Origin of the sequence: Vibrio harveyi NBRC 15634 = ATCC 14126 = KCTC 12724, from assembly GCF_001591145.1 — a bacterium.
Classification (GTDB): Bacteria; Pseudomonadota; Gammaproteobacteria; order Enterobacterales; family Vibrionaceae; genus Vibrio; species Vibrio harveyi.
Window position 1 is genome coordinate 18,639 of the sequence record NZ_BCUF01000024.1, and the last position, 23,953, is coordinate 42,591.

At 42.0% G+C, this 23,953-nt stretch carries 26 protein-coding genes; 13 read left to right on the forward strand and 13 right to left on the reverse strand.

Going from position 1 to position 23,953, the window contains the following annotated elements; genetic code table 11:
• Positions 1-11 precede the first annotated feature (11 nt).
• Positions 12-524 carry a porin family protein gene (locus VHA02S_RS13635; RefSeq protein ID WP_038897728.1) on the reverse strand — a complete coding sequence of 171 codons (513 nt, stop codon included), beginning with the start codon at positions 522-524 and terminating at the stop codon, positions 12-14.
• 633 nt (positions 525-1,157) lie between these two features.
• Between VHA02S_RS13635 and VHA02S_RS13640 the strand changes: the two genes are divergently transcribed.
• The 10 genes from VHA02S_RS13640 (at position 1,158) to VHA02S_RS13685 (ending at position 11,589) form a co-directional block, all read left to right on the forward strand.
• Entirely contained in the window at positions 1,158-1,376 is a 219-nt protein-coding gene (locus VHA02S_RS13640; protein ID WP_017449110.1) for a hypothetical protein, read from the forward strand.
• 74 nt (positions 1,377-1,450) lie between these two features.
• Complete coding sequence (locus VHA02S_RS13645) at positions 1,451-2,125, forward strand: YjbF family lipoprotein (protein ID WP_038897727.1); 675 nt, start codon at positions 1,451-1,453, stop codon at positions 2,123-2,125.
• Positions 2,122-2,880 carry a capsule biosynthesis GfcC family protein gene (locus VHA02S_RS13650; RefSeq protein WP_038897726.1) on the forward strand — a complete coding sequence of 253 codons (759 nt, stop codon included), beginning with the start codon at positions 2,122-2,124 and terminating at the stop codon, positions 2,878-2,880. The genes VHA02S_RS13645 and VHA02S_RS13650 overlap by 4 nt, the downstream gene beginning before the upstream one ends.
• 2 nt (positions 2,881-2,882) lie before the next feature.
• The gene (locus VHA02S_RS13655; protein ID WP_038897724.1) at positions 2,883-5,081 is read left to right on the forward strand and encodes a YjbH domain-containing protein; all 2,199 of its coding nucleotides are present in this window, start codon (positions 2,883-2,885) and stop codon (positions 5,079-5,081) included.
• 136 nt (positions 5,082-5,217) lie between these two features.
• Complete coding sequence (gene rfaD / locus VHA02S_RS13660; RefSeq protein ID WP_038897723.1) at positions 5,218-6,159, forward strand: ADP-glyceromanno-heptose 6-epimerase; 942 nt, start codon at positions 5,218-5,220, stop codon at positions 6,157-6,159.
• Positions 6,160-6,274: 115 nt separating this feature from the next.
• A complete protein-coding gene (gene lpxM / locus VHA02S_RS13665) occupies positions 6,275-7,261 on the forward strand; it encodes a lauroyl-Kdo(2)-lipid IV(A) myristoyltransferase (protein ID WP_005434372.1) in 987 nt (328 codons plus the stop codon).
• Complete coding sequence (locus VHA02S_RS13670; protein WP_038897722.1) at positions 7,258-7,980, forward strand: glycosyltransferase family 25 protein; 723 nt, start codon at positions 7,258-7,260, stop codon at positions 7,978-7,980. The genes lpxM and VHA02S_RS13670 overlap by 4 nt, the downstream gene beginning before the upstream one ends.
• A complete protein-coding gene (waaF, locus tag VHA02S_RS13675) occupies positions 7,977-9,032 on the forward strand; it encodes a lipopolysaccharide heptosyltransferase II (protein WP_009698937.1) in 1,056 nt (351 codons plus the stop codon). The genes VHA02S_RS13670 and waaF overlap by 4 nt, the downstream gene beginning before the upstream one ends.
• Positions 9,026-10,291 carry a lipid IV(A) 3-deoxy-D-manno-octulosonic acid transferase gene (gene waaA / locus VHA02S_RS13680; RefSeq protein WP_038897721.1) on the forward strand — a complete coding sequence of 422 codons (1,266 nt, stop codon included), beginning with the start codon at positions 9,026-9,028 and terminating at the stop codon, positions 10,289-10,291. The genes waaF and waaA overlap by 7 nt, the downstream gene beginning before the upstream one ends.
• A 41-nt stretch (positions 10,292-10,332) precedes the next feature.
• Positions 10,333-11,589 (forward strand): CDP-glycerol glycerophosphotransferase family protein, encoded by a 1,257-nt coding sequence (locus tag VHA02S_RS13685; RefSeq protein ID WP_038897720.1) that lies wholly within the window; start codon positions 10,333-10,335, stop codon positions 11,587-11,589.
• Between the two features lie 3 nt (positions 11,590-11,592).
• Here the strand turns inward: VHA02S_RS13685 and VHA02S_RS13690 are convergent, their stop codons facing one another.
• From VHA02S_RS13690 to VHA02S_RS13725, 8 genes are all read right to left on the reverse strand, one after another.
• On the reverse strand, positions 11,593-12,510 hold the full coding sequence (locus VHA02S_RS13690) for a glycosyltransferase (RefSeq protein WP_080640349.1): 918 nt from the start codon (positions 12,508-12,510) through the stop codon (positions 11,593-11,595).
• Between the two features lie 14 nt (positions 12,511-12,524).
• The gene (locus tag VHA02S_RS13695) at positions 12,525-13,631 is read right to left on the reverse strand and encodes a DegT/DnrJ/EryC1/StrS family aminotransferase (RefSeq protein WP_009698943.1); all 1,107 of its coding nucleotides are present in this window, start codon (positions 13,629-13,631) and stop codon (positions 12,525-12,527) included.
• Positions 13,624-14,463, reverse strand: coding sequence for a GNAT family N-acetyltransferase (locus tag VHA02S_RS13700; RefSeq protein ID WP_227740413.1), 840 nt, complete (start codon positions 14,461-14,463; stop codon positions 13,624-13,626). Before VHA02S_RS13700 ends, VHA02S_RS13695 begins: the two co-directional genes overlap by 8 nt.
• 127 nt (positions 14,464-14,590) lie before the next feature.
• Positions 14,591-15,016: a sugar 3,4-ketoisomerase gene (locus VHA02S_RS13705; RefSeq protein ID WP_009698945.1), complete on the reverse strand. Its 426-nt coding sequence runs from the start codon at positions 15,014-15,016 to the stop codon at positions 14,591-14,593.
• A complete protein-coding gene (rfbA, locus tag VHA02S_RS13710; RefSeq protein ID WP_009698946.1) occupies positions 15,017-15,883 on the reverse strand; it encodes a glucose-1-phosphate thymidylyltransferase RfbA in 867 nt (288 codons plus the stop codon).
• Complete coding sequence (gene rfbB, locus VHA02S_RS13715) at positions 15,883-16,947, reverse strand: dTDP-glucose 4,6-dehydratase (RefSeq protein WP_009698947.1); 1,065 nt, start codon at positions 16,945-16,947, stop codon at positions 15,883-15,885. Before rfbB ends, rfbA begins: the two co-directional genes overlap by 1 nt.
• Before the next feature lie 146 nt (positions 16,948-17,093).
• Positions 17,094-17,804: a 3-deoxy-D-manno-octulosonic acid kinase gene (locus VHA02S_RS13720; protein ID WP_038897717.1), complete on the reverse strand. Its 711-nt coding sequence runs from the start codon at positions 17,802-17,804 to the stop codon at positions 17,094-17,096.
• A gap of 24 nt (positions 17,805-17,828) precedes the next feature.
• Positions 17,829-18,233, reverse strand: coding sequence for a diacylglycerol kinase (locus VHA02S_RS13725; RefSeq protein WP_005449346.1), 405 nt, complete (start codon positions 18,231-18,233; stop codon positions 17,829-17,831).
• A gap of 104 nt (positions 18,234-18,337) precedes the next feature.
• Between VHA02S_RS13725 and VHA02S_RS13730 the strand changes: the two genes are divergently transcribed.
• From VHA02S_RS13730 to VHA02S_RS13740, 3 genes are read left to right on the forward strand one after another with little or no spacing between them, the layout of a single operon-like run.
• Entirely contained in the window at positions 18,338-19,423 is a 1,086-nt protein-coding gene (locus VHA02S_RS13730; protein WP_038897716.1) for a glycosyltransferase family 9 protein, read from the forward strand.
• A gap of 38 nt (positions 19,424-19,461) precedes the next feature.
• Positions 19,462-20,229, forward strand: a complete 768-nt coding sequence (locus tag VHA02S_RS13735; RefSeq protein ID WP_009698950.1) for a glycosyltransferase family 2 protein — start codon at positions 19,462-19,464, stop codon at positions 20,227-20,229.
• Complete coding sequence (locus tag VHA02S_RS13740; RefSeq protein WP_038897715.1) at positions 20,226-21,014, forward strand: glycosyltransferase family 2 protein; 789 nt, start codon at positions 20,226-20,228, stop codon at positions 21,012-21,014. Before VHA02S_RS13735 ends, VHA02S_RS13740 begins: the two co-directional genes overlap by 4 nt.
• A 48-nt stretch (positions 21,015-21,062) precedes the next feature.
• Here the strand turns inward: VHA02S_RS13740 and VHA02S_RS13745 are convergent, their stop codons facing one another.
• The 4 genes from VHA02S_RS13745 to VHA02S_RS13760 form a co-directional block, all read right to left on the reverse strand.
• Positions 21,063-21,998 carry a glycosyl transferase family 90 gene (locus tag VHA02S_RS13745; RefSeq protein ID WP_038897714.1) on the reverse strand — a complete coding sequence of 312 codons (936 nt, stop codon included), beginning with the start codon at positions 21,996-21,998 and terminating at the stop codon, positions 21,063-21,065.
• Positions 21,985-22,467 carry a pantetheine-phosphate adenylyltransferase gene (gene coaD, locus VHA02S_RS13750; RefSeq protein ID WP_005449352.1) on the reverse strand — a complete coding sequence of 161 codons (483 nt, stop codon included), beginning with the start codon at positions 22,465-22,467 and terminating at the stop codon, positions 21,985-21,987. The genes VHA02S_RS13745 and coaD overlap by 14 nt, the downstream gene beginning before the upstream one ends.
• A 96-nt stretch (positions 22,468-22,563) precedes the next feature.
• Complete coding sequence (gene mutM / locus VHA02S_RS13755; protein WP_038897713.1) at positions 22,564-23,373, reverse strand: bifunctional DNA-formamidopyrimidine glycosylase/DNA-(apurinic or apyrimidinic site) lyase; 810 nt, start codon at positions 23,371-23,373, stop codon at positions 22,564-22,566.
• Positions 23,374-23,476: 103 nt separating this feature from the next.
• Entirely contained in the window at positions 23,477-23,953 is a 477-nt protein-coding gene (locus tag VHA02S_RS13760) for a hypothetical protein (protein ID WP_005449354.1), read from the reverse strand.

Here is a 23,953-nt window from a genome sequence, read left to right on the forward strand (position 1 = left end):
TAGGTCCTTAATTAAAATCGGTGTTGAAAGCCAAGAGTAAGTGCATTCAAGCGAACCTGATCTTCAGATGTGCTGTCAACAAACTCAAAGACAACCGCATTCTGCTTGTCCAAAGCGTAATGCATCCCCAAACCAAAGCTAAAGCCTTGATCTTTATTTGAGCCTACATTTTGTTGGTCAATCTGAACACTCGAATAACCAGCAAGCCCGTAAAGAGCAACACGTTCGGATACGGGCATATTCAATTTGACAAAACCACTTGCGAGACTGTCTACTGCCAGTCCGTTGTCTCGCTGTACAGAAGTTCCGTAACGCGCTTCAAAAGCAAGGTAATCATTGAAGAAGTAACCAGCTTGCGCTTGAAGAAGGAAAGGGTTTCCCTCTGTTACTGAAGAAGAATAATGAGATTCGGCGTTAGAGTAACTGACTAACGCACCAGCATAAAAATCTGCTGAGGCAGAAAATGAGCACAAGCCTAAGCTGATTGCACTCAACGCCCCTAGCCATGGTCGTTTATTAATCACGGAAGTGTTCCTTGGGTGTCGACTGACCGCTACACATTATGAATGACGCGCGCAGTGAATGTCTGTTAACTTTTGTCAATTTCGTTTGTGCGTTTCCACGCTACCGCCCGGCGGCATTACGCGTTAGCCACTGTTCGCTGATTCCCGATCCATTCGGTTTATTGATATAACTATTCTTTTTTAAGCCTCACTTTTGCGACTAGCCGTCCAAAAAACAGTCTTGATAAACGCCACACAAAAGCTGGCAAATTATGCATTGATTAGCGCAAAACGGCAAGAGGGGGGGGACTTCTAAGAGTTCTGTTTATGGCTATCAAATTCTCATGGATGAGAAAAGCATTGGCTGTCAGCGACTTAAAACAAGATATAACGAGAGTTGCTTTAAATTAAAATCGTGAACGTTTGCATGAACTCTGAAGTGACTTCAACTTAAGTAGTAGAATACGCATTTTTATTAAATACGATAATTACACATAAGCAATCCTCTATTCTCCCACGATCTTTCTTTAGCGTTAGGTAAATTCGCATAGGAAACTATTTACATGCTGATTGTTTTTTAACTAAAATGAGAGATGGTGTGTGATAAACAGACCAAACATCGATGTTTTAAAATCTGAAATACAAGGATTAATAATGAAGAACACAGCTCTAGCTATTCTTATGGCTCTAAGCGCATCAACTGCATTTGCAGCGACTGAAGCTGGTACTACTGGTACAGCAGCAGCATCTGCAACTGGCACAACTGCAGTAGCAGTAGGTGCAGCAGCAGCAGTAACTGTAGTAGCAGTTGCAGCGTCAGATAGCGATTCAACTTCTACGTCTACTTCTACTTCTACTTCAGTAACTAAATAATTATTTTAGTTTTGTAGATATGGAAACAATCGCCCTGATCTATTCAGGGCGATTTTATTTGTAATGAGGGAATGATGAACACCTTTCTATCGCTAAAATGGATGCGCTTACTTATTGCCCTACCTTTACTGAGCTCAATCTTCGGCTGTACACAAAAATTTAATGACGTATCCGCGACAGTCCAAGAAGCTTATGGCAACTACATCGATGTCGAGCTAACGCCAGAAGAAGTTGAAGCGGTTCCTTATGCTAGTGCTTACTTAAAAATTGGTGACCAAAAACAGGTCTTCGTAGTGTTGGCCTTTGCTGAGCAAAACCCATTAACTGGCAATACCCAATTAAAGTGGGTAAGTGCGGACAAGGCAATGGTGATAACAGAGAACGGTCATATTGTTAAAACTATTGGCTTGCAAACCACCAATCTAGCAGGCATTTATGGCAACGTTCCTGCCTACTCAGCACCCTCTGTACAATATTCTCTTTCTTACGATTGGTCTGACAAATACCGTTATGGGTTCCCGGCTAAAGTCCAACGTTCTCGTCAAGGTAAAGAAACCGTCATAACCCCTATTTCATCTATCTCTACTGATGTTTATACAGAGGTTGTAACGTTTACCAGCTTAGAAAAAAGTGTAGAGAACCAATACTGGGTAAACGGTAAAGGAGAAGTAGTGAAAACACGCCAACACTTAGGTCCAAACATGGTGCCTGTTGAATTGACGATTCTGAAAGGGTACAGCAAATCATGAATAAGCGACCGCTATCTTTATTAAGCCTAAGTTTAACGGCAACGATTCTGGCGACACCTACTACCGTTCAAGCTCAAAATCCCCCCTCTTCACCGCTTAGTGTTGAACTTGTCGGAACGGGCAAAGCATTGCAGTTCCAACAAGCGGCACGATTAGAGAGCCTACTTAAGCATGCACAAGAACAACAAGTCACCCTGCAATACCCTTTAGCTGTGACTCTATTTGATAATTCCGAAACAGCAGTGCAAGAAAGTACTGCCTTAAAGAATTCGGTGTTGAACCAAATGATTCAACATAATTTGGTTGCACACCCATTTTACAAGTTTATCCAACAAAACCAGTTTGCACCTCGCGTGCTGTCGGCCATTGATGTTGATCGCATCCGTCTGGATAAATTTGATAACCCTCTTTTACAAGGTCAACTTGCGTTAAGTGCACCAAAACGCAAAGAGAAAGTGTTGTATGTGGGTAACTTAGAAAAAGTCTACGCAGTAAACCAAGCGGGTATCGCTCTGCATGAACAGGTCGATAATCTACGTTCAGGTGATATTGGTGAGCTCGCCTATCCGCCAATTCTAGTTTACCCGGATGGCAAGGTCGTTCATCCTCACCATGGCAGTTGGTTAACCACTCAATATTACTTGCCGCCACTTACCATTGTGTATATCCCATTTGATGAGTTCGAAAAATCACAAATGGATAAAGACATTGTCGCTCTGCTTGCACAACGTAAACCAACCTCATCGAAGAACTAAACATGAACCTGATCAGAACCAGTTTATCCCTTTCTTTAATTGGTCCAGCGTTGGTGTGGGCTCAAGACATGCCTTTTGAAGTGCCGCCATTGCAACCATCACAAATGGACTTTGGTGGGGTCGGCTTAATGCAGATGCCAACCGGTCGTATGGCGCCTGAAGGCGAGTTTAACTTTGCTGTTACTGGCAGCGATGAGTACCTTTTCTATAATGTCACACTGCAAGTCATGCCCTGGTTAGAAACGACGATTCGCTACACCATGGTGAATGATCTTTTCTATAGTAGCGATCCAAGCTTCTCGGGTGATACCAAATACACTGACAAAGGCATCGATTTTAAAGTTCGACTTTTGCAAGAGTCAGAATACTTACCAGAGCTGTCTGTTGGTATTCGTGACTTTGCAGGCACCGGTCTTTTTGATGGTGAGTTTGTTGCAGCAACTAAACGTTACTCTAACCCAAACCTAGGTACCTTTGATTTCACTTTAGGTATGGGCTGGGGCTACTTAGGTACGCGCGACAACATCAGCAACCCAGCTTGTAAGCTGTCCGATAGTTTCTGTGAACGCCCTTCAGACTTTAAAGGTAATGGCGGTAGTGTGGATTTTGAACGCTGGTTCAAAGGTCCAGCAGCACTCTTTGGCGGTGTCGAGTATCAAACTTTGCATGCCCCGCTACGATTTAAGCTTGAATACGACAGCAACGATTACAGCGAAGATTTCCCTGTAGTACGTGGTGGTGTAGACATGACGCCTCATACGCCTTGGAACTTTGGTGTTCTGTATCGTTTAGGGCATATGGCAGATTTGCGCTTGAGCTACGAGCGAGGCGATACGTTAGTTGCAGGCGTAAGCCTTTACACAAACTTCAATGATATGCCGTCTTTCTGGCGTGATACACCAACGCCAGAAGTTGAAGACAAGCAACCAGAGCAACTGTCTGATGTAGATTGGGAACGTGTTACTGAGGAGCTGGATAAAATTGCTGGCTACCAAAATACCCAACTCTATGTTGAAGATAATACCGTTTCGGTTGTCGGCGAGCAGAAGAAGTATCGCGACCGCAACGAAGCTCATGAAAAAGCAGCGGCAGTCCTTTACAACGAAATGCCAGACAACATTGATACCTTTACTATCAATGAACGCAGTCGTGGTCTGATCGGCGATCAAACGGTTATCTCCAAAGAGAAATACCGTGACTTTGCAGAAGTTAACTACATCAATCCAAATATCGAAGATGCAACATCAACCTCAAACGATAAACCGCAAGGTGAGCCTGCTTACGACGGTTTTGAGCGCTTTGATTGGGGCTTCTCACCAAAACTGGCTCAGACCTTAGGCAACCCAGAAGAGTTCTATCTGTTCAGTGTCGGTTTAAGTGGCAGCGCCTCTTACTGGCTGACAGATAACCTAGAAATTGGTGGCTCGCTATACTGGGATTGGTATAACAACTACGATAAGTTTAACTACGTCACCCCACCAGACGGCACTTCGATTCCTCGTGTACGTACCATGTTCCGTGCCTATCAAAATGAACACGCGGTAACCATGTCCAACCTACAGTTAACTTGGTTCCAAGAGTACTCAGATACCATGGACCAGCAGTTCTACGCTGGTTATCTAGAAAGTATGTTTGCGGGTGTGGGTACCGAATTCCTGTACCGACCGAAAGGCGCAAACTGGGCGATCGGTGCAGATGTAAACTTGATCTCTCAACGTGACCCACAAAGCTACTTCGGTGTATACGATGAGAAATGGCAATACGTTCCAGAATATGGACGTCCGTTTCAAGTTGTAGATAAAGGCTTTACTGGTTTTGTGTCTGGTTATTACTACCCTCAATGGGACTTCCTACAAGATTTGATGATTCAAGTTGATGTTGGTCAGTTCTTAGGTGGAGACATTGGCACACAAGTGAACGTGTCTAAACAGTTCAAGAGCGGTGTCATTGCCGGTGCATTCGCATCAATCAGTGATTTGTCGGCTGACGAATTCGGTGAAGGTAGCTTTACTAAAGGCTTCTACATTTCAATTCCATTCGACATCATGACAGTGAAACCAAGCAACAACCGCGCGTTCTTTAGCTGGCAACCACTGACTCGCGATGGCGGTCAGAAGCTAGGTCGTAAGTACAGCTTGATTGAACTTACTGATGAACGTAACCCTTGGTACCAGAGACCAAACGCATCAAACGCTGAATAACAACACTATTTAAGGGAGCTTCGGCTCCCTTTTGTTTATACCCAAGCGCTCTATACCTTTCTTTTCCTTCCAATAGCGCTAATTTCTGTTTCTTGCTAGAATTCCTGAGAAAATTTTAATCTATGGTGGAAGTCTTATGATCATCGTAACTGGTGGTGCTGGCATGATCGGCAGCAACATTGTTAAAGCACTGAACGAAGCAGGTATTAACGATATTCTGGTTGTCGACAACCTAAAAAATGGCAAGAAGTTTAAAAACTTAGTTGATCTTGATATCACAGATTACATGGATCGTGATGACTTCCTTACTCAAATCATGGCAGGTGACGACTTCGGCCCTATCGAAGCTATCTTCCATGAAGGCGCTTGTTCTGCGACAACCGAGTGGGACGGCAAATACATGATGCTAAACAACTATGAGTACTCAAAAGAGTTGCTTCATTACTGTCTAGATCGTGAGATTCCATTCCTGTACGCGTCATCAGCAGCAACATACGGTGAGACAGATACGTTTGTTGAAGAACGTGAATACGAAGGCGCACTTAATGTATACGGTTACTCAAAACAGCAATTTGATAACTATGTGCGTCGCTTATGGCAAGATGCCCAAGAGCATGGTGAACAGCTTTCTCAAATCACTGGTTTCCGCTACTTCAATGTGTACGGTCCACGTGAAGATCACAAAGGCAGCATGGCATCGGTAGCCTTCCACCTAAATAACCAAATCAATGCTGGTGAAAACCCTAAATTATTTGCAGGCAGCGAATCATTCAAACGCGACTTCGTTTACGTTGGTGATGTGTGCAAAGTTAACCTTTGGTTCCTAGAAAATGGTGTTTCTGGCATCTTCAACTGCGGTACTGGTCGTGCAGAATCTTTTGAAGAAGTGGCAAAAGCAGTGGTCAAACACCACAACAAAGGTGAAATCCAAACCATTCCGTTCCCTGATCACCTAAAAGGCGCTTACCAAGAATTCACTCAAGCGGACCTAACTAAGCTTCGTGCAGCTGGTTGTGATGTAGAATTCAAAACGGTAGCTGAAGGTGTTGCTGAATACCTAGCGATTCAAAACCGTTAATTCCCTTCAAAGGTGGTAGTTAACTCTCTACCACCTTTACTCTGATACGATTACTAGTATCATTTCTACAGACCCCCAATCGCCTTTCTTCAAAAATATAGGTACTTAAAACTTCATGACTAATCAACGTGATGATTTCGATCCTAAAGCTTATAACCCTGAATTTGAGCGCCACTTTTTAGCGCCGAAGTATTGGGGTACGTGGATAGGCGTTGTCCTTTCTTTGCCGCTTGCTTTACTACCTTTAGGGGTTCAAAAATGGCTAGCAAAAACCATCGCGAAGAAACTGGCTAAATCGCACAAAGGTCCGGCTCACCGAGCTCGAGTAAACTTTGAGCTGTGCTTCCCAGAGAAATCATTTGAAGAGCGCGAAGCACTGATTGAAAAAACGCTTTATACCGCAGCATTGTTCTTTTTCCGTTTCAGCTTACTTAGCTTACGTTCATCTAAATGGTTACAGCAACGTTGCCAGATCCGAGGTTTAGACATCCTTCAAAAACACATCGACAATGATGAGAAAGTCATTTTGATGGTTCCACACTCATGGGCAATTGATATTCCTGCGGTGTTACTTGCTTCGATGGGAATGCCCGTCTCTGCGATGGCAAAAAAGCAGAAAAATGAAGTGGCAGATTGGCTAATGCACGAACAACGTGTGCAATATGGCGGTCGCGTTTATGAACGCTCTGGTGGTGTTAAGCCGTTTTTGAAATCAGTTCGTGACGGTTACATTGGCTATTACTTACCCGATCAGGATCATGGTCCTGAACACAGCGTTTTTGTCGATTTCTTTGCGACCAGAAAAGCAACGCTTCCAGGCTTAGGTAAAATTGCCAAACTGTCACGCGCTAAAGTGTTACCTATGTTTGCTTCTATGAATACAGAAGATGGTACGTTTGATATCGAAATCTTACCGGCGTTTGAATTAGACAAGGGCGAAGAACAAGATGCTCGCACTTGTAACCAAGCGATTGAGTACTTTGTAGCAAATAAGCCTGAACAATACATGTGGGTGTTGCAGCTTTTACACTCTCAAGAAGATGGCAATAATTATTACAATTTGTTTAAACCAAGATATAACAGCGACTGGAAAGTGCAGTGAAAGTATTTGTCGTAAGCTTGGCTAGATCACTGGATCGCCGAGAACGTATTGAAGAAAAGTTAAAACAACAGGGCATTGAGTTTGAATTTTTTGATGCCGTAGATGGATCTATTGACGGTTTTCTTCATTCAGAAAAAAGCCGTCCAGCCATAACTCAGCGCCGCAAAGGGTATCAATTAAAAACCAGTGAAGTTGCTTGCTTCTCAAGCCATTACGAGTTGTGGGTTCGCTGTACTGAGCTCGATGAACCGATCATTATCTTAGAAGATAACGTCGACCCTGTAGAAGGATTAAAGCAAGTACTCGCGCATACCCTTCCGCTGACTTCTACTTATGACTACATCAAGCTGTCTGCCACTCAGAAGCGCGCATTCACTCCAATCATACCGATTGATGATAGTCATATGCTAGGAGGCTACTCTGCTGGGACTTGTGGTACTACCGCTTATATTGTCACACCGAAAGCAGCCTCTAAGTTTGTTAAGCATGCTCAAGAGTTTATCGAACCGGTAGATGACTACATGGAAAAACCATGGCGTCATAATGTTCAGACTTACAGTGTTGCCCCAGATCTTTTCACTAGAGCTCAAATCGCTTCAACGATTGGCGCTAAAAGAAAAGACAAGTCGAAGATGACCGTACCTAATAAGATCTACGCAGAACTCTTCAGAACCTACGAATCCATTCTTAAGTTTATGTACTGGAAGAACAAAGCATGAAAATACTCATCATCGGACCATCTTGGGTTGGTGATATGGTGATGTCACAGTCACTGTACATCGTTTTAAAGCAACTTCATCCAGAAAGCCAAATTGATGTAATTGCACCAGGTTGGTGTAAACCAATTCTTGAGCGCATGCCAGAGATCCACCAAGCCATTGAAATGCCTATTGGTCATGGTGAGTTCAACTTATTGGGTCGTCGAGAAATTGGTAAATCACTACGAGAAAAACAGTACGACCACGCCTACATCCTGCCGAAGTCTGCAAAGTCAGCACTGATTCCTTGGTTTGCTAATATCCCACTTCGCACTGGTTGGAAAGGTGAAATGCGCTACGGTCTACTCAATGACTTGCGTCCAAATATGAAATCTTTCCAGTTTATGGTTGAGCGCTATGTTGCATTAGCCTATTCACAAGCGGAGATGATCGACTCTTCTTCTCTGGGCGGTTTAGAAACATTGCCTCGCCCTAGCCTGTTTATTGATAAACAAGAACAAAGCGCTACGATTTCTAAGTTTAATCTCAACCAAGAATCTCCTGTTGTTGGTCTATGCCCTGGAGCGGAATTCGGTCCCGCGAAAAAATGGCCCGAAGCGCACTATGCAGAAGTGGCAATTCAAATGGCGAAATCAGGGCATCAGGTATGGTTGTTTGGCTCTCAAAAAGATCTCGAAACCTGCAACAACATCAAGCAATTAGTACCTCAAGAACATCAGCATCAGATTCACGTTCTAGCAGGGCAAACAAGCCTGATTGAAGCGGTTGATCTTCTGGCGGCTTGCCAGACCGTTGTTGCGAACGACTCAGGTCTGATGCACGTGGCAGCGGCCGTTGGCTGTAACGTCGTGGCGGTCTATGGCTCCACCTCACCGAAATACACGCCACCACTTGCAGAGAAGGTAGAGATTGTTCATACGGACATTGACTGCCGTCCATGCTTTAAGCGCGAGTGTCAGTTTAAGCATTTGAAGTGCTTAACTGAGTTATCGCCAAAGCAAGTTTTGGATAGTATTCAAAAACTAGAAGCGATCGCTGTTGGCTCATGTTAATTCGTATTCTCTATACTCTCTTGCTCACAATCGCATCGCCTTTCCTATTGGTTGGCTTATACAAAAGTAAGCCAAACAAACCCAAATTTGGTCAACGTTGGAAAGAGCACTTTGGTATTACTCCGAAATTAACAAGCGACGAAAAGCCGATTTGGATACATGCAGTCTCTGTCGGCGAAAGCATTGCTGCTACGCCTTTTATTAAGGTGCTTAAAGAGCAAAACCCTGAGCAGCCTATTCTGGTTACGACCACGACGAGTACCGGAGCGGAACAGATTGCTAAGCTGGGTGATTTAGTTGAGCACCGCTATATGCCAATTGACTTCGCCTTTGCGGTAAAACGCTTCCTAAAGACAACACAACCGAAGCAAATGCTGATCATCGAGACGGAGCTGTGGCCAAATACGTTAAACGAGGTCCATAAAGCCGGTATTCCTATCAGCGTCGTCAATGCCCGCTTATCGGAAAAATCACGTAGCAACTACGCCAAAGTTCAGCCTTTGTTTAATCTGATGTTGCCATGCCTAACTCAAGTTCTTTGTCAGACAGAGTCAGACGCAAACCGTTTTGAACGACTGGGGGTTGATAAAGACAAACTGAAAGTCACTGGCTCTATTAAGTTTGATATTCAAATCTCGGATGACGTGAAAGAAAAGAGCAAAATACTAAGGCAAGAGCTAGGTCAAAATCGCCCTGTGTGGATTGCAGCAAGTACTCATAAGGGCGAAGACGAGCAAGTCTTGGTAGCACATAAAAGAGTGTTAGAGTCACACCCAGATGCACTTTTGATCCTTGTACCTCGTCACCCAGAACGTTTTGATGATATGTACGATCTCTGCCAACAACAAGGCTTTGAAACCGTGCGTAGAACCACACAAGAGAACGTGGCTAATTCAACTCAAGTTTATCTCGGCGATACAATGGGAGAAATGCTTCTATTGTTAGGTGCTGCTGATATCTGCTTTATGGGCGGCAGCTTGGTTGGAGATAAGGTTGGTGGACACAATGTATTGGAGCCTGCAATACTAAAAAAAGTCGTCATCACCGGCCCTAGCTATTTCAACTTTAAAGACATAGTGAATGATCTGATACAGGCAAATGGGATATTAGTATCCAAAGATTCTGTTGGCATTGGGAGTCACCTAACACACCTTATTTCTGAACCACATTCACAACATGCTTATGGACAAAATGCCTACGAGTATGCTGTTAAAAATCAGGGAGCGTTAGCTCGGACAAATAAGATAATAAAAAATTAAAACTTCCTTTATTTTACCCATAAAGTCAAAAGGTTAATAACATGTCATTAAAAACACTTTTCAAGACGCTAAAAAAACAGGTCAAGTACCAAAAAAATATTATCCAAGATAACCAACGGATCAAAAAAATAAAGAGAAAGGACAAGATCAAAGTTGGATTTTTTGTTTTACATCATAGCGTATGGAAAAGTGACCCTGTTTTCAAAGCAATGTTAGAAGATGATTATTTCGAACCATTTATTTTCATCTGCCCTGTAAATAACATTGAAGATAATCAAGCGATCGAAGATATAAAAACGAATGTTAACTTTTTTGAAAAGAAAGGATACCCTGTAATAAGTTCTTATGATGAAAATAACTCGAGCTGGGTAGATATAGATTCATTAGACATTGATCTTATATTTTTCTCTAATCCTCATAAACTAACGAAAAAAGAATATTACACAAGCGCATACCACAACCACCTATCAATATATATACCATATTCACATCAAATATCTAAATACCATAATTATAAATCACAATATAATCAAGATTTTCACAATATGATGTGGGCTATCTATGCACCTCACTTCGATGACATGGATATATTCAAAGAATACGCTATTCAAAAAGGAAAAAACGTCATTGTGACAGGTTACCCTTCCATGGAGCCTCTGCTTGAAGATAACCAACCTAACGAGAGCCCTTGGAAGCAACAAGAGAATACAAAACGAAAAATTATATTCGCTCCACATCACACTATCGACACACCTGAACTTCCATATAGTACTTTCATCAAGTTTTCTGATGTTATTAAAGAGCTTTCTGAAAAGCACAAAGATGATATTCAATGGGCTTTTAAACCACACCCATTATTAAAAGAAAAACTGTACCATCATACTGATTGGGGCAAAGAAAAAACCGACGAATATTATGATTACTGGAAAAACTCCCAGCACTGTCAACTGGAAGAAGGGGATTATTACGATCTATTTAAATCTTCAGATGCAATGATTCATGATAGTGGCTCTTTCTTGGCAGAGTATCTCTATGTTAAAAAACCTGTATTATACTTATCTCTTAGTGAAGACATTCGAAATTATCAAAATGCGTTTGGTAACAAAGCCTACGATTGTTGTACAAAAGGTCATTCTGAAAAGGATATCAATCAATTTATAAGTGAAGTTATTGATGGAACAGCAAAAGTTGATAATACATTTTTAGAAAATGATATTTTGGTTCACTTTGCTGACAAGACACCAACTCAAAAAATAATATCTCACATAAAAGAAAAACTAATGGATAGCCCCAATTAGGGGCTACTTCATTCTTCGCAACACTTTAAATGCATTGTGAAAATCACCAGTTTTCAAAAGGTAAGTCAGAGTATATATATATAGCTTTGACTTATTGTATGGAATTCCCATCATAAACTTAGCTATCTTCACTCTTTTTTCTATTGCGCTTACTACTTGTGCATTTGGCTTACTGTTAACATCGACTAAATTCATTTCGAGGTCTTTCAGTTCTCTTTCAGCATTGACAACTATATTTCTATACTTATCTTCGTATGTTGTCTTACTAAAATCAGAAACCCCACCGACTCGGTACTTCAACCATAGCTTGTGTTCATAATGGGTTCCATTTAAAAGAAAAGCTCGAATGACATTAATTCTGTCTTCGTTTATCAAACCAAAATCATACGGCTCAAACAAGTCCAAAATTTCTGAGCTATACGCGGCACAACAACCATTAACTATGCACTTTCTATTGATTATGTTGTCTAGGGAGTACGGTTTAATAGAAACGCCTTCTGATTTAAAGCTTTCGATAACTTCGCCACACTCAGAGATTTTCTCAAAGCCACCAATAATCAAAGACGGTTTATTATTGTTGACCCAAGCAGAGTATGTTTGCTCTACTCTCTCTGGATAAGCAATGTCGTCACCAGCTTGAACAATTATCAGCTTTTCGGAAAACTTTCCTCTCAGGGAATTAATTTGGCTAACAAGACCAATATTTTTCTCATTGTGTCGATATTCGACATTCAAGCCTTCTGGCGCAGCATCGATCTCTTGAAGTATAAGATCGTGACTCTTATCGGGAGAGCAATCATCTAATACTAAAACCAAGCCTGGCCAAGCTGTTTGGTTGAATATCGATCTTAGACTCTCTCTTATATACTCTTCTTGCTTATAGCAAAATAATACATAAACAACATCATCTAGAATCTTCACATTACCTTTCCTCATCAATCGATTTGAAAGCTATTGATTGCATCGACAACAAGTGCTTTTTCTTCGTCAGTCAAACACGGAGACATCGGCAATGATAATACTTCGGTCTGCAATTTCTCAGTAATAGGCAAAACAAGATGGTTGTATTGTTTGTACGCCTGCTGCTTATGAGGTGCTATAGGGTAATGTACTTGCGTTTGAATTCCGTTATCCGCAAGGTGAGCTACTAACTCATCGCGGTATTTCGTTCGTATAACGAACAAGTGCCAAACATGAGATTCTGGTTCATCGATTAATGGTAATTCGATGAGAGGATTCGTCATATTTGACAAATAAAACTCAGCTAGATTACGTCTTGCTTGCGTTTGTTTTTCCAAATATTTCAACTTAACCCGGAGCATCGCTGCTTGGATTTCATCAAGGCGGCTATTTTGCCCAGGATAGATGTTTTGATACTTAACATGAGAGCCATAGTTTCTTAGAGCTTTCAAGGTATCTGCAAGCGTATCGTCATTGGTTGTGATAGCACCACCATCACCTAATGCACCTAGGTTTTTTCCTGGATAAAAGCTAAAACCGGATGCATCACCAAATGCTCCAGATCGAGTATCTTCTAAGCTTGCACCATGAGATTGAGCACTATCTTCTAAAACGAGTAAGTCGTACTTTTTAGCGATATCAAGAATTACTGGCATATCCGCTAATTGACCATATAAGTGGACTGGCAAAATAACTTTGGTCTTATCCGTAATCGCTGCTTCAATTGCAAGTGGACAGATATTGTGAGTCTTCTCATCCGGTTCAACAAATACAGGAGTTAGTCGAGCTTCAGTAATTGCTAGAACAGAGGCAATATATGTATTTGCTGGAACGATAACTTCATCACCATCCTTGATTTTTCCTAGCTCTCGCCATGCTTTCAAGGTTAAAGTTAATGCGTCAAGCCCATTTGCTACTCCAATACAGTGCTTAACACCGCAGAACTTCGCAAATTCACTTTCAAAACTTTCCGTCTCAGAACCAAGAATATACCAACCAGAATCGATAACCCTGTTGCAAGCCTCTTTAAGCTCTTGCTTATATTCATCGTTTAGTGTTTTAAGGTCGAGAAAATTAACCATTTATATTAATCTCATAAAAGTCATGAACAACAGCTCTTGCACCAAAAGCTTCTTTTTGAAAAATAAGACCTGTATTTAAATACTTACCATTGTCTTCGTTGGAGTTACCAAAATCAAAATAGCTTTTTTCTGGATACACTTCAGTAATCAAGTGATGAATAACCAAATCCAACGCACCTAGTTTTCGTCCTAGATCATTTGACGCAAGATATTGACAGTGAACGATATTTTCATTCTCAAATACGACTGAACCAGCCAGAACTTCATCTTCATGATAAGCTAAGTAACATTTAATATTATCTTTAAAAATAGAACCAAGATGGGTAATTTCATCCAAAGTATGAACTGGATTTACACCATGTTGTTTCGACAATACATCATTTAGCAACTTCCAGTATGCATCAAAGCTATCAACTTCTTTAATGGTTACACCATTTTTGATCGCTTTTTTGAAGCTACGACTTCTATGGTATGGCAACCTGTTGCTCATAAAGATAGTTGAACTTACATCTCTTCGGTATAACTCAGCATTGATTCTAAAAAGTGCGTACAAATCTTCTTCACAAGCATTATCTGAATATATGTATGGCATCTTTTTGTAGATTAACTTATCCATTCCTTGAGACTTGTAGTACTCGAGAACGACAGAAAAAACTTCCAACATTTTCTCCGTTGTCATTAACCCACAACTCAAAAAACCACCAAAAGTTAAGCCTTGATGAGTGAAAATGGTAGTGCCAGATTCATTTGCTGGAAGCAAAGATATAATTCTATTTTTATCATCAAATATCATCAATGAATGATCATTGAATCTATCCTTGTGATACTCCATGTAATCTCTATTAAACATGAAGTGTTTATTTCTACATTTAGATAAGTATAAATCCCAATCGCTCTTAAACTCATCTGAATATCTTGTAACTCTCATCGAAAATGACCTGGTTTAAACACTGTTAAAATCAATCTGAAACTCTAATATTGTTAACGTTTTCAACTGCTAACAAAAAATCACTATAATTTCGAATATAATCGGCTTCATCATAGAAGTCGCTTGCAACAACCATCAACACACAATCTTCTGAAAAGTCGTGCATCTCTCGCCATTTAAGCCCTTTGATATGCAGGCCGACATCCGGAGAAGATAACGTCACCCGCTCCTTCGTTGTTCCGTCATCAATCAAGAACGTAACGCTACCTTTCATACAAATTGCGACTTGCTCTAAATCGTAGTGAGCGTGAAAACCTCTTGATAACCCACTTTGAGTATCAAAAATGTAGTAAATACGCTTGATATCAAACGGAATGTTTTTATTTTGCTCTAATGAGATCAAAGAGCCTCGCTCATCACCCATTTTTTGGAAAGAAATCAGCTGTATATTAGACATTTATTCTTCCAATAACTCTAGAAGGTAGCGCCCATAATCATTTTTGGACAACGCTTTACCTGCTTTCTGAATTTGCTCTTTTGTTAACCACCCATGGCGATAGGCAATTTCTTCAAGACATGCCACTTTATAGCCTTGACGTTTTTCGATCGTTTCAACAAAGTGCGAAGCTTCAAGCAAACTGCCATGTGTCCCGGTATCTAACCACGCAAAGCCTCGCCCTAAAATATCGACGGTTAACTTTCCTTTCTCTAGATAAGCTTGGTTGATACTTGTAATCTCAAGTTCTCCTCGGTGAGAAGGCTCAATGGTCTTTGCGATTTTAACGACATCATTGTCGTAAAAATATAAGCCTGTCACCGCATAGTTTGATTTCGGTTCAACTGGCTTTTCTTCAATTGAAAGAGCTCGCATTTGATCATCAAATTCAACGACACCAAAACGCTCAGCATCTTTTACTTTATAACCAAAAACAGTTGCTCCTTCACTTAAAGCCGCTGCTTGCTGAAGTTTTGGCGAAAAACCCTGTCCATAAAAGATATTGTCGCCTAGAACCAAACACACAGAGTCATCACCGATAAACTCTTCACCAATAATGAATGCTTGAGCTAGACCATCTGGCGTGGGTTGGATTGCGTATTGCAGTTCGATACCAAAGTCAGAGCCATCACCAAGCAAGCGCTGAAAACCTTCTTGGTCTTCAGGAGTGGTAATCACCAAAATCTCACGAATACCAGCAAGCATAAGTACTGACAGTGGGTAGTAGATCATTGGCTTATCGTATACAGGCAGTAACTGCTTAGAAACGCCTCGCGTAATTGGATATAAACGCGTACCAGAACCACCAGCAAGAATAATACCTTTCATTATTCACCCGCTCCTAATCGTTCAAGACTGTATGAGCCATCAAGCACACGTTGCCACCATTGCTGGTTGTTTAGATACCATTCAACGGTTTTTCGAATGCCACTTTCAAATGTTTCTTCAGGCGTCCAGTTCAGCTCTCGAGCAATTTTTGTTGCATCAATTGCATAGCGTACATCATGACCTGGTCGATCTTTCACATACGTGATCAACGATTCATAAGATTCAACACCTGCAGGTTTGTTTGGTCGAAATTCTTCAAGTAGCGAGCAAATGGTTTTCACGACTTCAATATTCGCTTTTTCATTGTGACCACCGATGTTGTATGTCTCGCCAATTTCACCTTCTGTCACGACTTTGTAGAGTGCGCGAGCATGATCTTCGACGAACAACCAATCACGGATTTGCATACCATCACCGTACACAGGCAACGGCTTGCCATCCAAGGCATTCAAAATCATCAGTGGGATCAGTTTCTCTGGGAAATGGTAAGGTCCATAGTTGTTCGAGCAGTTGGTCACCAACGTAGGAAAACCGTAAGTGCGTTGCCACGCTCGAACAAGATGATCGCTGGACGCTTTAGAAGCGGAGTACGGGCTACTCGGTGCATAGGATGTAGTTTCAGTAAACAAATCATCCGTACCTTCTAGGTCACCATACACTTCGTCGGTAGAAATATGATGGAAACGGAAAGCGGCTTTGCGTGTCTCATCCAGTGTCGACCAATATTGACGAGCCGATTCAAGAAGGTGATACGTCCCCATGACATTGGTTTCAATAAATGCCGCAGGTCCATCAATGGAACGGTCTACGTGCGATTCAGCCGCAAGGTGCATCACGAGATCAGGTTGATGCTTTGCAAATACGCGATCAAGCTCGTCACGTTGACAGATATCAACATGCTCAAAATGGTAACGTTCACTATCCGATACTTCCGCTAAGGACTCTAAATTGCCAGCGTAAGTCAATTTATCTAGGTTAATGACGGTATCTTGGGTATCACGAATGATGTGTCTTATGACTGCAGAGCCAATAAAACCAGCACCACCAGTTACTAGTATTTTCATTATGAACGTTACCTGCTTAATATTGTGCTCACGTAAAGCACGAGAAATCTTGTTTAATTGTAGTTAAATGTGCGCTTAAACTACGCCACTTGGCTTACCTTAATAAGATAGCCAAGTCTAAATTCTTGATTGTTCGTCGTTGGTACCTAACGACTTAAAGAGTACGCCTTTTCAAGCACAGCGAAGTCGCTTTCTTGCCAATGTATTTGACGTTTGTTCAACTCTTTCAGAAACGAGCGCTTCAAACGCTCTAAGTTGCCTTGCTTCCAATCACCATCCGGTTGCTGAGAGCATTTATCAAAATCGATGATCCATACCTTTTCTTGCTCATCAATTAAGATGTTGTGAATGTTCAGATCGGTATGGTTCACGTTGACGTTGTGCATCTTGGCAATTTCTTGCCCTACCTTCTGGTACATCGCTTCCGGTAATGGGTTTTCTTGCAAAATACTGACCAAGTCTGTGGCATTGGGAATTCTTTCGCTCAAAAGATCCGCTTGGTAAGTTAAGCCAGTTTTAACTGCGCGCGCAGCAATCGGTCGAGGGACATTCACACCAGACTCAATCAGCACTCTGAGCAGATTAAACTCTTGTAGGCTACGAGTCTGCTCCCATCCAGTAAACCAATAGTGATCTTCAACCAACTTGCCAAATAAACCACCACGGCGGTAATGACGCAAAGCAGCTTGCATAGTATCAAGTTGAACAAACCATGTGGTTCCACGTCCGGATGCGCTGCCCACCACTTTATCTTGCTCTTGCCAATATTGGGCATCAAACAACGCTTGGCTTGAGTCAGTGATGATTTCATCATCAAACCACACCATGCTATTGCCTTGTTGATAACTCTGAGTCATGTCGAAAGTTGCCGTTAGGTTTTATTAAAAGTAGTGGCTGATAAGAATATACAGCCATGTAAAGCCAGCAAAAAATAGCGCAACCATCACTGCAGCTGAGCCAATGTCTTTTGCTCGTCCACTCAGTTCATGATGCTCGACACCAATTCTATCAACAACGGCTTCAATGGCAGAGTTAATCAGTTCAACGATAAACACTAACACTACAACGCCTAACATGAGAATGCGTTCTACAACACTTAAATCAAATACACACACCAATGCAATCGCAAGTACCAGCATGGCTAATTCTTGCCTGATGGCTGCTTCATGTTTAAACGCCGCTTTCAGCCCTTTTGCAGAATATCCAGCCGCTTTGATGACGCGCGTCAAACCCGTGTTTCCAGGTTTACCTGAGTTCAATGATTGGTGTTGTTTTGTCTTTGACATTAAGAGGGGCTCGTCAGTACTCATTATAGAAGCGGTGTATTTTACATTTATTGGGGATGTCTGCATAATTTACCTGCATCTATTTATCTTATCAGACAATAACTATGTTCACTTCTGCCCCTTCTTCACTCTGTATATTGCGTTTATCCGCCATCGGCGACGTTTGTAATACCATCGCGACGGTTCAAGCGATTCAAAAACAATGGCCTGATACCCATATCACTTGGATTACTGGCAAGCTTGAAGCTCAATTGCTGCAAGCGATAGATGGTGTTGAAGTGATTGTTTTTGATAAAAAAGCAGGTCTTGATGGTTATAAGTCATTGTGGAAGCAGCTCAAAGGACGCAAGTTCGATGCTTTGCTTCATATGCAATATGCCATTCGAGCGAGCGTGGCGACGTTAGGTATTAAAGCGAAGTACAAACTTGGGTTCTCTTCTGACCGTAGCCAAGACTTTCAAACTTTGTTCACCAATGTCAAAGTTCCTTCACCAAGCTCTTTGCATGTTGCGGATGGTTTAATGGCGTTTGCCCATCAAATTGGTGTGCCTCAGTCAGAACTTACTTGGTCATTGTCGTACTCAGAGCAAGATGCTCTCTGGGCAGAAACTAAGATCTCAGAAACTAAGCTCTCGAAAACTCAGCGCCAAGCTGATAAGCCGAATCTATTGTTGGTCCCTGGGGCAAGCAAAGCTTATAAGAACTGGAACGCAGAAGGTTATGTTGATGTTATCAACCACGCTCGAGAGAAAGGCTGGAATGTCATCTTAGCGGGTAGCCCAGCGAAAGTAGAAGTCGACTTAGCTGAACGCATTCAATCTTTACTTACAGAACCTTGCTTAAACTTGGTTGGAGAAAGCTCCATCATGCAAATGCTGGCACTGATTGATAAGGTTGAGATGGTGATTGCACCAGATACTGGTCCTGCCCACATGGCAAGTGCAATGCAAACCCCGATTATTGGCTTGTATGCTCACCATAACCCTGTCCGTGTTGGTCCTTATAACTATTTGAAATACGCCGTTTCAGTGTATGAAGAGACCATTTTTGCAGAGACTGGAAAAACCAGCCAAGAGCTAAGCTGGCGAACGCGAGCAAAAGATGAAAAAGCGATGAACCGTATCACGAGTGATCGTGTCATGGTTATGTTTGATCAAGTCGTAGAAGATTTGTATCCCCAATATCAGTAAACTCCCCCTATATAAGATTGTTTAAGAAGGAAACCAACTTGTCTAAACCCACTTTAGCCGTTGCCTTAATCGTGAAAAATGAAGAGAAGCACCTACAAGCTTGTCTAGACACAGTGAAAGATTGGGCTGATGAGATTGTCCTTCTTGATTCAGGCAGTACTGATCGCACTGAAGAAATCGCCAGACAATATACCGACAAGTTTTACACCAACTTGGAGTGGCCAGGATTTGGCAAACAGCGCCAACTTGCTCAGCAATACGTAACCGCAGATTATGTGCTTTGGTTGGATGCCGACGAACAAGTCACGCCAGAGCTGAAAGAAAGCATTTTAAAAGCCGTTGAGAATGACGAGCCAAACACACTGTACAAAGTGAATCGTCTGAGTGCCGCGTTTGGTAAGTTTATCTACCACTCAGGATGGTCACCAGATTGGATCGTTCGTCTCTACCGCACCAGTTATACCCACTATAATGATGCTTTAGTGCATGAAAAAGTCGAAGATAAAGGCTTTGCAATCAAGAAACTGGATGGCAGATTACACCACTATACGTACGAACACCTCCATCATTACATCAACAAAACCACAGGTTACCTCAAAGCTTGGACAGACGAGCGAGAAGGCAGGAAAAAATCCGGTCTCAGCACGGCAATCATCCATGCATTAGCCAGCTTCTTGAAGATGTACATTCTTAAGCGTGGTTTTCTTGATGGTAAGCATGGCTTCATCCTTGCGTGGTTAAGCATGCATTCTACCTTCGTTAAATACATCGACTTATACTTACGCGAACAGGCGAAAAAACAATGAAAACGACTTTAATTATTACCACTTATAACTGGAAAGAAGCCTTAAAATCCGTGTTAGAAAGTGTAAAGCGCCAAACCGTTTTGCCTGATGAAGTTATTGTGGCAGATGATGGTTCTCGTGAAGATACCAAAGCAATGATTGACCAAATGCGTGAAGGTTTTCCGGTTCCACTGGTACACAGTTGGCATGAAGACAATGGCTTCCAGCTTTCTATGAGTCGAAACCGTGCAATCGCTAAAGCATCAGGCGATTACCTAATCATGATCGATGGCGACATGGTATTGTCGCAAACCTTTATTGAGTCCCACAAACGAGTGGCAAAACCAAATTGGTTTGTTCAAGGTGGTCGAGTTCTGACTGACGAAGCGTGCAGCCGTGAAATTATGGAAAACGGATTGGTTCCTTCTGTATTTAGCAAAGGGATCCGTAACCGTAAGAACTGCATCACAAGCTCACTGCTATCGAACTGGTTCTCATACGAACGCAACAACGATAAGGCGACTCGCGGCTGTAATATGGCGTTTTGGCGACAAGATGTTATCGAAGTGAATGGCTTCAACCAAGATTTTGTCGGTTGGGGACGTGAAGACAGCGAATTTGTTCATCGCATGCTTAACTCAAACAAGTCACGTCTTTACCTAAAATTCGCCGGTGTGGGTTACCACTTATATCACGTAGAAAACTCTCGTGCGTCATTGGGTCAAAACGATGAGATCTTAGATAACACCATTAAAAACAAACTTAAGCGTTGCGAAAACGGTGTTGACCAATTTCTAGAAGCGTAAAAACTTTAGAAGCTTATAAAAATATGAAAGGGGCGTTTCGCCCCTTTTTTATTGTTGTTGAGATAAGGTGAAGTACTTATCGGCAACCATCAATGAGATCAAACGCTCTTTACGTTTATCTTTAAACTGCTCAACCCATTGGTGCGCATTCTCAATGATCGCTAATGCTTCTTGCTCATTCGCTAAGTAATAGTCCATCTTTTCAGGCAAATCCGAATAATCATCCTTCACTTCAACATAGTGGATGCCAGCTTCTAGCTTACCTTCCATAAACCATGTTTCGTACTTAGGCTTCGACATAATAACCAATGAGTTCGAGGACATTGCCCACTTCAGGTTGGTTGCAACATCATTGCCTTCAATACACAACAAGAACTTGTATTGAAGCTGCTCCTCAATACTCATAAAGCCTTTTTCCCAGAGCTGTCCTTCTTGTGGTCGAGTCTGACCAATATTGCACTGCGGATGATCGTAGAAAGCATGAATTACCGTTTGACGGTGAGGCTGAAAACCGACGCCTCGCCACGCCACCATGTCTTTCTTATCTCGGTAGCTCATTTCGTCATCCACAAATTTAAAGTGACGAATTTGATTCAGCTTTAAAACGATAGAATTCTGATTGTCACCATGGATAGGACGACTTTTAATAAAGCTCGGCACATTAGGAATATGCGTCACATCACCATTGATGTAGTTAAACGTAAACTCAGATGGGAAATAGCGTATAACTTGGCGCGTATCGAAAAAATAAGTCCAACCTTTTGTTTTTTTGAACTCACCAATCTTAGCGTAACTCTGCTCTCGGCTATCGACCGAAAACAACTGTTCACACTTGTTGTAATAATTCACTCGCTCAAGACAGTACTGCTTCTCCGCTTCATTCAGAGTCGAAAGTAAACGCTTTGCTTGCTCTCGATAGACAAAACGAGGGATCAGCATCGAGAGAGCGTTTGAGAAATAATAAGGAAACTTACTGTCTTTCATTTACTTTCTTCTCGATAGCCTTAGCCACTGCCGCAGGAACAAATTGCTCAATACTGCCACCATGGATGGCAACCTCACGTACGATGGTCGACGATAAAAAAGCAAACTCTTCTTCAGGGGTCAAAAATACACTCTCAATCCCAGGCAATAACTTGCGATACATGTTGGTCAAGCCAAACTCATACTCAAAATCGACCGTCGTTCTTAACCCACGAATCAATACTTTAGCCTGCTCTTGACGAGCAAAGTCCACCAGTAACCCAGAAAAGCCTTTCACTGTTACACCAGGTAAATGCGCCACGACCTCTTCCATCAAAGCAACGCGTTCTTCCAATGTGAACATCGTATTCTTTGAAGGGCTTGCTGCGACTCCGATAACGACTTCATCGAACATTTCATGGGTGCGCTCGATAAGATTTAAGTGACCATTGGTAACTGGGTCAAATGTTCCTGGGTAAATGACTTTCATAGGATGTACTGATTTATTCAAAACTGTATGAATTATTGAAGGAAAGGTCGGCGATTACAACTGCTTGATAGAAATACACCGGAGACGATCTTATTTCTACGGCTGACACACATTGCAAAAGAAGGTATTACGTTGCCCTATTTTCTGCTCTTGGAGAGCTTCACCGCACTCTGGACATGGTTCTCCGGCTTTTCCATAAACTAATAACTCTTGTGCAAAGTAACCAGGTTTGCCGTCCGCTTGAGCGAAGTCTTTAAGTGTAGTTCCACCTTGCTGAATCGCGATTTCTAACGTGGCTTTGATGTTCTCCACCAGTAATAGCCACTCTTTCTTAGTTAGTTTTCCTGCTGGGCGAGTTGGGTGAATGCGGGTTTTAAATAAAGACTCATTGGCGTAGATATTCCCAACGCCAACCACCACTTTATTGTCCATAATGAACTGTTTAACCGCAACACGCTTACCTTTGGCTTTGTCTGCTATATATTCAGCGTTGAACTCCTCGGTTAAAGGCTCAGGTCCCATATGATCTAACACGGTGTGAGACTCATTAGGAGCGCTCCAAAGCCAAGCACCAAAACGACGCGGGTCGTTGTAGCGTAGCACTTTGCCATTGGTGAGTTTAAGGTCAACATGATCGTGCTTTGCCGCAGGGAAGTCAGCGTCGAGTACACGCAATGATCCAGACATGCCAAGGTGAACAATCGCTGTACCTTGGTCAGTATCAATCAATAAGTACTTTGCGCGACGACGAATATTACGAATAACCTGCCCTTCCAAAAGCTTAAGCTCTTGAGGAATATCCCAACGTAGCTTCGGAGTACGAAAAACAAATGCCTTGATCGTCTGCCCAATCATATGAGGGCTGATCCCCATTCGGCTTACTTCAACTTCTGGTAATTCAGGCATTTGACTCTCCTTAACAGCGTCAGAAACAACATTAGTGAGCGCTTAGCATAATAGAAAAGCAGCATGACAAACACAGTTTCAGCGAAAGGTTATTACGCAACTTTTACTTAGGCATGATGTAGTTACCATCAACAGAAATGGCAATCCACTTGTCTTGCCAATTTTTAAATAGCCAAAAATCGTCAAGGCGGTAAAAGGTGATACGTTGTGGCTCTTCCAAACCTTGATACCAGACTTCGATGCTTTCCGGCGATGAAAGGCGAGGCTTTAACTGTTCATACTGCTGAGAGTTCAGTTCTGTTCCTTCAAGTGATTGCCAGCGAGTCACTATTTCTTGTACGGGGATATTGGCTTTAATGTTGGATTGCCACTGTCCATTTTGCTTGTCTAATTCCCAACCAGCATAGTAAATGGCACTGACATCATGATCGGAGCGTAACAAGTTCGGATACGGATCCACTTGTTCATCGATAAGGTAGGTTTTGATCCAAGTTGGCGCATTAAGGATCACCATGAACACGATGATGCCTAAGATTAGAATATTGTTCCAACGACGGCGGCGGTGCACCTTTTTAGACAT

Coding starts and splice junctions, on each gene's coding strand:
- VHA02S_RS13640 (WP_017449110.1), top strand. CDS start 1,158: ATGAAGAACACAGCTCTAGCTATTCTTATGGCTCTAAGCGCATCAACT.
- VHA02S_RS13695 (WP_009698943.1), bottom strand. CDS start 13,631: ATGGTTAATTTTCTCGACCTTAAAACACTAAACGATGAATATAAGCAA.
- coaD (WP_005449352.1), bottom strand. CDS start 22,467: ATGAAAGTCATTTACCCAGGAACATTTGACCCAGTTACCAATGGTCAC.
- VHA02S_RS13730 (WP_038897716.1), top strand. CDS start 18,338: ATGTTCACTTCTGCCCCTTCTTCACTCTGTATATTGCGTTTATCCGCC.
- VHA02S_RS13760 (WP_005449354.1), bottom strand. CDS start 23,953: ATGTCTAAAAAGGTGCACCGCCGCCGTCGTTGGAACAATATTCTAATC.
- VHA02S_RS13720 (WP_038897717.1), bottom strand. CDS start 17,804: ATGACTCAGAGTTATCAACAAGGCAATAGCATGGTGTGGTTTGATGAT.
- VHA02S_RS13745 (WP_038897714.1), bottom strand. CDS start 21,998: ATGAAAGACAGTAAGTTTCCTTATTATTTCTCAAACGCTCTCTCGATG.
- rfbB (WP_009698947.1), bottom strand. CDS start 16,947: ATGAAAATACTAGTAACTGGTGGTGCTGGTTTTATTGGCTCTGCAGTC.
- rfaD (WP_038897723.1), top strand. CDS start 5,218: ATGATCATCGTAACTGGTGGTGCTGGCATGATCGGCAGCAACATTGTT.
- waaA (WP_038897721.1), top strand. CDS start 9,026: ATGTTAATTCGTATTCTCTATACTCTCTTGCTCACAATCGCATCGCCT.
- VHA02S_RS13705 (WP_009698945.1), bottom strand. CDS start 15,016: ATGTCTAATATACAGCTGATTTCTTTCCAAAAAATGGGTGATGAGCGA.
- lpxM (WP_005434372.1), top strand. CDS start 6,275: ATGACTAATCAACGTGATGATTTCGATCCTAAAGCTTATAACCCTGAA.
- VHA02S_RS13645 (WP_038897727.1), top strand. CDS start 1,451: ATGAACACCTTTCTATCGCTAAAATGGATGCGCTTACTTATTGCCCTA.
- VHA02S_RS13685 (WP_038897720.1), top strand. CDS start 10,333: ATGTCATTAAAAACACTTTTCAAGACGCTAAAAAAACAGGTCAAGTAC.
- VHA02S_RS13650 (WP_038897726.1), top strand. CDS start 2,122: ATGAATAAGCGACCGCTATCTTTATTAAGCCTAAGTTTAACGGCAACG.
- rfbA (WP_009698946.1), bottom strand. CDS start 15,883: ATGAAAGGTATTATTCTTGCTGGTGGTTCTGGTACGCGTTTATATCCA.
- VHA02S_RS13725 (WP_005449346.1), bottom strand. CDS start 18,233: ATGTCAAAGACAAAACAACACCAATCATTGAACTCAGGTAAACCTGGA.
- mutM (WP_038897713.1), bottom strand. CDS start 23,373: ATGCCTGAATTACCAGAAGTTGAAGTAAGCCGAATGGGGATCAGCCCT.
- VHA02S_RS13655 (WP_038897724.1), top strand. CDS start 2,883: ATGAACCTGATCAGAACCAGTTTATCCCTTTCTTTAATTGGTCCAGCG.
- waaF (WP_009698937.1), top strand. CDS start 7,977: ATGAAAATACTCATCATCGGACCATCTTGGGTTGGTGATATGGTGATG.
- VHA02S_RS13740 (WP_038897715.1), top strand. CDS start 20,226: ATGAAAACGACTTTAATTATTACCACTTATAACTGGAAAGAAGCCTTA.
- VHA02S_RS13700 (WP_227740413.1), bottom strand. CDS start 14,463: ATGGAGTATCACAAGGATAGATTCAATGATCATTCATTGATGATATTT.